Genomic DNA, 8,009 nt, shown 5'->3' on the forward strand with positions numbered 1-8,009 from the left:
CACGCCCTTTTTTCCTTCCATCGGTAAATGAGACCGCTCCTCTTTTACCCACCACGCCCTTTTTTTCCTCCCTCGGTAAATGAGACCGCTCCTCTTTTACCCACCACGCCCTTTTTTTCCTCCCACGGTAAATGAGACCACCCCTCTTTTACCGACCGAGCCTCTTTTTCATCCTCACGGTAAATGAGACGGCCCTCCATTACAGACAAGCATCTTTTTTCTGCCTTCGGAAAATGAAACCAAAATGGTTGGCATACGGTATGTTTTTCGCCAAATTTGATCTCATTATATTTAAAAGTCGAAGTTGTCAGGGTCTGGGCCGACACGATGGTTTTGGTTCATGCTGTCAATTTGGTCCATTTCCTCCTGCGTTAACTTAAAGTCGAATACCCGCGAGTTTTCGATAATACGGTTCTCCTTGGTGGATTTTGGGATGGTGACGACACCATTTTGCAAATCCCAGCGCAAAATGATTTGGGCGACCGATTTATTGTATTTGGCAGCAATTTCTGCCAATACCTCATTGTCTAACAATTGTCCTTGCATTAATGGTGACCAGGCTTCGAATTGGATTCCCTGCTCACGGCAAAATGCTTGAACTTCTTTTTGGGTTAAGCGTGGATGGTATTCAACTTGGTTTACCATAGGCTTAACTTCAGCAACCTTCATTAGGTCTTCAAGGTGGTGGACTTGGAAATTACTGACCCCTATTGCTCTAACGCGACCTTCTTTGTATAGTGTCTCTAATGCTCTCCACGCTTCCTTATATTTACCGGCTACTGGCCAGTGAATTAAGTAAAGGTCTAAGTAGTCTAAACCTAGTTTATCTAGACTGGTTTGATAAGCTGCCAAGGTGGAATCGTAACCAAGGTCGGCATTCCAGACCTTTGATGTGATGAATAATTCTTCTCGAGCGATACCTGATTCCTTAATCCCTCGTCCAACACCTTCTTGGTTTCCATAGATGGCGGCGGTGTCAATGCTGCGGTAGCCGTGTTGAATCGCTGTTTTTACCGTATTCACTAGCTCTGGCCCTTCATCTACCTTAAAGACACCAAGCCCAAACCAAGGCATTTTTACCCCGTTATTTAATGTCGTTGTACTTTGTAAGTTGTTCATCTTTGCTATTACCTCCACTTGTTATTAGTTAATTATTTTACAGTCCATCGCATGTGGACATCTGTTCTTTAGTAGTACCTGACACCCTTGTTGTTTTTATAGTGCCTGACACCATAGAATCTTTCCTTTCCAACGCTCGGCTTACCCCTGTCAGGATGGCTGCTGCGAGGACCATTAGGGCGCCGATCCATGTGGTATGGATGAGGCCGATTGAGTCGGTGATGGTGCCGCCTAGGTAGGAGCCGATGGCGATGCCTGCGTTGAAGGCGGCGATGTTGATAGCGGATGCCACATCAACGGTGCTCGGGACGAAGCGTTCCGCTAGAATGACCACATAGACCTGCAGTCCTGGTACGTTCATAAAGGCGAGCAATCCCATCAAAATAATCGTGATTAAGCCCGCAATTTTGAACGGTGCTGTGAACATTAGGACAAATAGGACAACAGCTTGGACGATAAACATATAGAAAAGGGAACCAATCGGATTGCGGTTTGAGAGCCGACCACCAATCATATTGCCGACCGCAATTGCCAACCCGTACGCTAGTAAAATGATTGCGATTGAACCTTCGTTGAAACCGGTTATTTCCTGTAATAATGGTGACAAATAAGTAAAGACAACGAATGTCCCGCCGTAGCCAAGGGCCGTGATGACGAATAAAAGTAAGAGTCGGCCATTGGTCAGGAGCTTAACCTGGTCTCGAGCGCTGGTCTGGGTTCCTTTTTTCAAGAAAGCAGGAATGAGAATCCAGTTTCCAATTAATCCGATAATACCAACGATGACGATGAGGAGGAAAGCGAGCCTCCAGCCGTATTGTTGGCCGATGAATGTTCCGAATGGCACGCCTGTGACAGTGGCGACGGTGAGACCGGAGAACATGATTGATATCGCACTAGCACGGCGGTTGGCTGGGACGAGGTCGGCCGCGATGGTGGAGCCGATTGACATGAAGACGCCGTGTGCAAGTGCTGAAATCACTCTGGCTGCCAGCAGGACGTTGATGGTTGTTGCGCTTGCAGCGATTCCGTTACCGATGATGAAGACGATCATGATCCAAAGTAATAAGGTTTTGCGTGACATTCTTGCTGTCAGTGATGTGAGTACAGGCGCTCCGAACATGACCCCGAGGGCGTATAGGGAGACCGTTAGTCCCGCGGTGGTGACGGGTATGCGCAAATCTTCGGCGATGAGCGGCAGCAGGCCGACGCTGATAAATTCGGTGGTGCCAATCGCGAAGGCACTGATGGCTAAGGCCAGTAGGGCTAATGTGCTTTGCTGTTTATTTAAATGCATGAATAATCCTCCTCATTTGTGTAGGTTTATTTAAAAAGGTATGATTGTTTTCATCCGGCAAATGTTATTATGGGGGATATCTTAAATAATCGGAAGTACGCACTTTAAAGTGATATAGGTACCTCGTGGTGCTATAGGTACTTTCTGGTGCCCATAAGACGACGGGTCCTGTCTAGATCTGTGATAAAGGAGTAGATGTGAGATGGAGAAGAAGAAGTACAATATATCGGTGGAGGCGGCACTTGAGGTAATTGGTGGGAAATGGAAGTGTGTGATTCTCTGCCATTTGATGCGCGGGAAAAAGCGAACGAGTGAATTGAAGCGGCTGATGCCGAATATTACACAGAAGATGTTGACGCAGCAGCTGCGGGAGTTGGAGGACGATGGCGTGATTAACCGGATTATTTATAATCAGATTCCACCGAAGGTCGAGTATGAGCTGAGTGAATACGGGCGGAGTCTGGAGGGGATTCTCAATTCACTCTGCACGTGGGGCGAGCATCATATTGAGAAGGTTTACGGGGATAAGTTCTCCGTTCTTGAAGAGAGTATCTTAAATGATCATCTTAAATAGACAGTGTGAATAGTGTTTTTGGTGTCAGGTACCATTTATGACATTTGGCCAGTGCTAATAATAAAATTGGTGTCAGGTACCATTTATGCGTGCAATCATGTTTTCGGTGTCAGATACCCATTTAAGGCTCCTAGTGACAATAAAAAACCTGGCACGTTATGTGTGCCAGGTTCTGTATACGTGTACTTCTAGTCGAGTACGATAATTTTTACGGTTCTTCTGCCCCATTGGATGCATTGGGATGTGGTTGGCAGGAGTACGTCGATTTTATGGCCTTTTATTGCGCCGCCTGTATCGCCTGCGATGGCCACGCCATAACCTTCTACCCATACCTTTTTACCAAGCGGGATGACTCTTGGGTCAACGGCTATCAATTTCATATTGGGGTGTTTTCGTATGTTGTAGCCGGCTGCTGTAATGTGGAATGACTCTTCCGGGCTGTATGCGGTGGCGGACACATACATTTCCTTCCCTTTGATCGCTGCATTTACTTCGTTTTCTGTAGAGGGAGCCTTTTTTGACTTTGAAGCGGTTGCACGTGCCTTGGCCTCTTCTTGTTCCCTTTTGATATTGGCCTGAATCTCTTTCATTTGCGATTCAATGCCTGCCTTTTCCTGTTCAGCCAATGCCATTTGCTTAACGATTTGGCTATATTTTTGTTGCATCACGGTTAACGTTTGCTGCCTTTTTTGCATGTTTTGATCGAGAGCTTGCTGCTGGTCCGCAAGTTCCTTTTGATCGTCTTCTAAAATTTGTTCTTGTCTATCAATCTCTTTTTTATCATCTTCAATCTGCTGCAGGTCTTCCTCCTGTGACCCCAGGATATCCTTGTCTGCATCCATTAAGGTCGAAACGGCGCTCGCACGCTGAATAAAATCTGAGATACTATCAGACTCAAAGAATAGGTTGATGATGACATCAATATTATCTGATTGTTGGAGTGAGACAGCCCTCTGCTTCATAATTCCTTTACGGGCGAGGATTTTGTCTTCGAGGACAACAATCTCTTGTTTCTTTTGTTCAATCATTTGGTTTGTTTCGTCTATTTTTTGCTGCGTTTTGGCCATTGCTTGTTTGTTTTTTGTAATATCGGTATAAAGAGCATTCAAGTCTTGTTGAATTTTTTCTATTTCTTGATTAACAGACTGCTTTTCTTGCGCTGTTTGCTCTACGATTCTTTGTTTTTGCTCGAGCTCCTGCTTTGCATTATGTAGGGCTTGCGTGTTGGTTTGTGCATATGTAACCATTGACCCCGATACTGATAAAATGATTGTAAGTAACACGAGAATGATACGCTTTCTTGTCGTTTGCATACACTTTCTCCTTTCCTTAGTACTCTATTTATAACAGAAGAATGTACCAGTAATGTTACAAATAGATTAAAAGTTCATCACTTTTTGTCTTATTACAAAGGAAAGTGTCATTTCTGTGTCATAACAGTGTTAAATTTCGTTCTTCTTCTTTCTTTCCTTATCCTCCACAAGAGTGTGCTTATTTTGAGGTTTCTCCAGACTATTTTTATCCTTTGGAAATACCGCTATGAACGACACCTGGAGCCCTTCCTTTACCGCAAAATGGGTGAGGCACTCGAAGACTTCACTTTCCGTCAGATCATTGTTTTCGGTAACTATTTTCAGGGAATGCTGCTCATACGAAATGTGAATACGGGAATTAAAGCTATGGATAGGGATGATGGCTGTTTTTTGAAAAGCAATGGATTGATAAGGGGTATCCTCAAGTGTTTGGGGCGACTGATTTGATAGTTGAATAGCATCATAAAAGCTCGGCTTACCTTTGATTTCCTTATCCTGCGAGTCTGTTCCCTCACAGATAAATATTATTGAGTTTTTTTCCACAAAGATTATCCCTCCAAAAAGTACAATGTTTTACATCAATTAACATTATTCGACGATAATTTCAAATTTCCTTTTTATTTTTGTATTAGAGAACACATCAAAGAAGCCGCTGAACTCGTCAGCGGCTTCTTTTAAAAAAACAGGGGGGGTTTTTCTACTAGTTTAACCCGTCTGTTTATTTTTATACATGAAAACAATAAAAAAATCCGGCATTAACTGCCGGAAAAAATGGAGATAACTGCGGAGATGGCATTGATTTTTTTATTAAATTAAAGTTGGTTGCGGGGATAATTTTTAATATAGAAAATCATCTATAAACGGAAAGGAAGCTCTTGTGGAGTCTAGTGTGGGTAGGAGGAGAAAATTCCGAGCCGGTTGTTCTTATCCCTAATTTCCTGATGTTGTTCCTTAATGATCCATTCGAGTTGGCTGACCCGTTTTTGGAGGCCGTCCACCTTTTTATTAGAATTTCCCACCATCTTTATTAAGCTTTCCATCAGCTGCTCAAGGTTTCTGGCCATTTCATCGTTAGATTCCAATCGACACTTCCTCCTTTTTTAGCGGAGCTTCCATGTCATGCGGCTGCGGCTTAGAACTTAAGAAGCGAACCGTCTCGGCGACGACCTCAGTGACATAAACCCTTTTCCCCTCTTTGTTATCGTAGTTTCGGGTTTGCAATCTTCCGGTAATCCCAACAACAGCACCCTTCCGGCAATACTGACACGTATTCTCTGCCGCCTTCCGCCAGAGCGTGCATTGGACAAAATCAGCTTCCAGCTCGCCATTTTGATTGCGAAAGTGACGTGTGACCGCTAATGTGATGTGGGATACAGCCGTGCCTTCTGTCGTTTGCTTTAATTCAGGATCCCGTGTCAGCCTGCCCACCAATGTGACTTGATTAATCATAATCTCATCTCCTTTTTTTCCTTGATGGTCCTAGCATAGCCTGCAGTGGTTCTTGTTGTAAAATAGTGAAATGGGTATTATCAAGGCCTCTTTTGCTTAATAATTGAATTATCGAGGAGGTTTTTGTCAAAAAATGATGGGAGTTTTGAAAAAAATCTTTTCTTTTAAAATTCGACAAATATTTTTCGACATTTGCTTTCCATTCAGCTATGTTATAATTTAGGAAAAAAGAAATAAGGAGGTACTATGAAATCTTTTAAATTGTACTCATTAGATGTAGTGGAAAACGATACAACGATTGAAATTCCGTTAGTTGATGGCTTGATTCTCAATAAGGAGGATGAGCGCTCCACCTGGCTGCTTGAGGCGTATACAGATTTGTCCCTCTATGATTATTTCAAGAAGATTTTTGAGGAAGACCGCGACATTATTGTCGAAGCCGTCATTACCAAAAAGGAGAACGCTCCTGCTTATTTCCAAACAAAAATATGCTCATTAAATAAGTTTGAACAGCATATTAGCGTCTTGTTCGAAGGAAGAATCCGCCGCAACAAGAGCGATTACTCGGAGCTTTTGCTCGAAAGTCTTCTCCAAAAAGGCTTCGAAGGCCCCGCGTTGCTTAGTGAATTTAGAGATAAAATGCAAAGTAAACCGAAATTAAAGGTGAAAACAAGCAATTAATACAACATATGTAAAAGGACAGGCATGATCCGCCTGTCCTTTAATTGTGTAAAAATTGAATCCAGCTCCAGCCCCCAACGGCAAGTGTCCTTCGCTCTCCATGTTTCCTTTATCTCAGTTGGAGCGCTCCAGGCCATACGCTGCTGAACGGGTGCTTCCGCTTTTGTGGTGTTACTCGTCTTTATTGTCCGCGTCTTTCATGTCAATATCATCTTCGATTATGTCTTCATTTTTGGTGTTGCTGTCCTTAATTGGGTCTTTATCAGTGTCGGTATTTTTGTCCTCTGTCGTTGGATAATGGTTGTTTCTGTTGTTTAAATCAATGTTGTCATCATCATAATTGATTCTATTGTTTAAATTGTTATTATTTAAATCGTCTCTTAAATTGTTATCGACAGCCGGCGGATTTAGATCATTATCATTGTCATTGTCATTATTACAGCCAGTAAGCATAACAGCCGATAAAATCGAACTGGCAAGCAAAAGAAATAACTTTTTCTTCAAATGAATGTACCCCTTCCAAACATAATTTGACCCGTCATTTTTGGTCTATTTTTAGGGTTACCTATGAAGCAAAATTGATGACATGCATTTTTTTACATATAAAAAACCGACTGGAGAAACTTTCGTCCGGTCGGTTTGGAGATTACATTGGTTATTCTTTTTTCTCGCCTAGAGCAAAGGTAATTTCCGCTTCGCACGCGACTTCCCCATCTACAGTGGCAACGGCTTTTCCTTTGCCGATTGGACCACGCAGGCGGATGATTTCTACTTCCAGACGCAGCTGGTCGCCAGGTTTGACTTGCTTTTTAAAACGGCAGCCATCAATTCCAGCGAAGAAGGCTAAGCGGCCGCGGTTTTCTTCCTTTTTCAACATGGCAACAGCTCCGACCTGTGCGAGTGCCTCTACGATTAAGACGCCAGGCATAACTGGATAATCCGGAAAGTGACCATTGAAGAACTCTTCATTGGCGCTGACATTTTTAATGCCCACGGCGCTTTTTCCTTCTTCTACTTCTAAAATGCGGTCCACCAAAAGGAAAGGATAGCGATGGGGGATAATTTCTTTGATTTGTTCGATATCAAGCATTGGGTTAGTACCTCCTACTAGTAACAAGTATTTATTACCTATTCTACTACTTAAGGTACACAAAAAGGAAGGGAATTACGTCCCTTCCCTCATTTATTTTCCTTTATCCACTAAATCAATGATATGTGTCCAAGTCGATTGCTGGAATACTTCAGACACTTTCCCGCCGCCAATTATTCCGTAGCCGACAATGGCACCCACGGTTACGCTGATGAACATAAAGGCGACTAACAGAACGAGTCGCAGCCAAATGGGAATCAACCGAATGCGAACGCGCTGGTTTGTGGCAGGAGCGGCCGTTTTTACGGAGGAATCCCCACCCTCCTTCGTTTCTTTCAACCTCTGGGCCTCACGACTGGCACTCGCCACTTCCGCCCTACCTTTTTCGCTTTCTATCTTCTGACGCAGCTCTTCTGATTTTTCCTGGTCGGTTGGCTGGTTTAGGTGCACTTTCTGCCCAGACGCCCGCTCCGCATCCTGTTTTCGACG

11 protein-coding genes are annotated in these 8,009 nt (G+C 43.5%); 2 read left to right on the plus strand and 9 right to left on the minus strand.

From position 1 onward, the window contains the following. Positions 1-291: 291 nt before the first annotated feature. Positions 292-1,119, minus strand: a complete 828-nt coding sequence (locus tag V7121_RS09440) for an aldo/keto reductase (RefSeq protein WP_335546435.1) — start codon at positions 1,117-1,119, stop codon at positions 292-294. A gap of 37 nt (positions 1,120-1,156) precedes the next feature. Next, the gene (locus V7121_RS09445) at positions 1,157-2,413 is read right to left on the minus strand and encodes an MFS transporter (RefSeq protein ID WP_335496925.1); all 1,257 of its coding nucleotides are present in this window, start codon (positions 2,411-2,413) and stop codon (positions 1,157-1,159) included. A 202-nt stretch (positions 2,414-2,615) separates the two neighbouring features. Here V7121_RS09445 and V7121_RS09450 point away from each other — a divergent pair, with 202 nt between their 5' ends. Beyond that, positions 2,616-2,987, plus strand: coding sequence for a winged helix-turn-helix transcriptional regulator (locus tag V7121_RS09450; protein ID WP_335496927.1), 372 nt, complete (start codon positions 2,616-2,618; stop codon positions 2,985-2,987). A gap of 188 nt (positions 2,988-3,175) precedes the next feature. Here V7121_RS09450 and V7121_RS09455 read toward each other — a convergent pair whose 3' ends face one another. The 4 genes from V7121_RS09455 to ssb all read right to left on the minus strand — a co-directional run bounded on the left by V7121_RS09455 (position 3,176) and on the right by ssb (position 5,749). Then, on the minus strand, positions 3,176-4,300 hold the full coding sequence (locus V7121_RS09455) for a 3D domain-containing protein (RefSeq protein WP_335496928.1): 1,125 nt from the start codon (positions 4,298-4,300) through the stop codon (positions 3,176-3,178). Positions 4,301-4,429: 129 nt separating this feature from the next. Next, on the minus strand, positions 4,430-4,843 hold the full coding sequence (locus V7121_RS09460; RefSeq protein WP_335546437.1) for a hypothetical protein: 414 nt from the start codon (positions 4,841-4,843) through the stop codon (positions 4,430-4,432). Between the two features lie 341 nt (positions 4,844-5,184). Next, a complete protein-coding gene (locus tag V7121_RS09465; RefSeq protein WP_335546439.1) occupies positions 5,185-5,382 on the minus strand; it encodes a hypothetical protein in 198 nt (65 codons plus the stop codon). Further along, complete coding sequence (gene ssb / locus V7121_RS09470; protein WP_335496936.1) at positions 5,372-5,749, minus strand: single-stranded DNA-binding protein; 378 nt, start codon at positions 5,747-5,749, stop codon at positions 5,372-5,374. Before ssb ends, V7121_RS09465 begins: the two co-directional genes overlap by 11 nt. A 246-nt stretch (positions 5,750-5,995) precedes the next feature. Here ssb and V7121_RS09475 point away from each other — a divergent pair, with 246 nt between their 5' ends. Continuing rightward, positions 5,996-6,430 (plus strand): YwpF family protein, encoded by a 435-nt coding sequence (locus V7121_RS09475; RefSeq protein WP_335496939.1) that lies wholly within the window; start codon positions 5,996-5,998, stop codon positions 6,428-6,430. 171 nt (positions 6,431-6,601) lie between these two features. Here the strand turns inward: V7121_RS09475 and V7121_RS09480 are convergent, their stop codons facing one another. The 3 genes from V7121_RS09480 to V7121_RS09490 all read right to left on the minus strand — a co-directional run. Then, complete coding sequence (locus V7121_RS09480) at positions 6,602-6,934, minus strand: hypothetical protein (RefSeq protein ID WP_335546441.1); 333 nt, start codon at positions 6,932-6,934, stop codon at positions 6,602-6,604. A 151-nt stretch (positions 6,935-7,085) separates the two neighbouring features. Next, positions 7,086-7,520 (minus strand): 3-hydroxyacyl-ACP dehydratase FabZ, encoded by a 435-nt coding sequence (gene fabZ / locus V7121_RS09485; RefSeq protein WP_335497154.1) that lies wholly within the window; start codon positions 7,518-7,520, stop codon positions 7,086-7,088. Between the two features lie 93 nt (positions 7,521-7,613). After that, positions 7,614-8,009: DNA-directed RNA polymerase subunit beta (locus tag V7121_RS09490; protein WP_335546443.1), on the minus strand; the 396-nt coding region annotated here is incomplete at its 5' end.

Source organism: Neobacillus drentensis (assembly GCF_036962125.1).
Taxonomy (GTDB): Bacteria; Bacillota; Bacilli; order Bacillales; family Cytobacillaceae; genus Neobacillus; species Neobacillus drentensis_B.

Coding starts and splice junctions, on each gene's coding strand:
- fabZ (WP_335497154.1), bottom strand. CDS start 7,520: ATGCTTGATATCGAACAAATCAAAGAAATTATCCCCCATCGCTATCCT.
- V7121_RS09450 (WP_335496927.1), top strand. CDS start 2,616: ATGGAGAAGAAGAAGTACAATATATCGGTGGAGGCGGCACTTGAGGTA.
- V7121_RS09455 (WP_335496928.1), bottom strand. CDS start 4,300: ATGCAAACGACAAGAAAGCGTATCATTCTCGTGTTACTTACAATCATT.
- V7121_RS09445 (WP_335496925.1), bottom strand. CDS start 2,413: ATGCATTTAAATAAACAGCAAAGCACATTAGCCCTACTGGCCTTAGCC.
- V7121_RS09440 (WP_335546435.1), bottom strand. CDS start 1,119: ATGAACAACTTACAAAGTACAACGACATTAAATAACGGGGTAAAAATG.
- ssb (WP_335496936.1), bottom strand. CDS start 5,749: ATGATTAATCAAGTCACATTGGTGGGCAGGCTGACACGGGATCCTGAA.
- V7121_RS09475 (WP_335496939.1), top strand. CDS start 5,996: ATGAAATCTTTTAAATTGTACTCATTAGATGTAGTGGAAAACGATACA.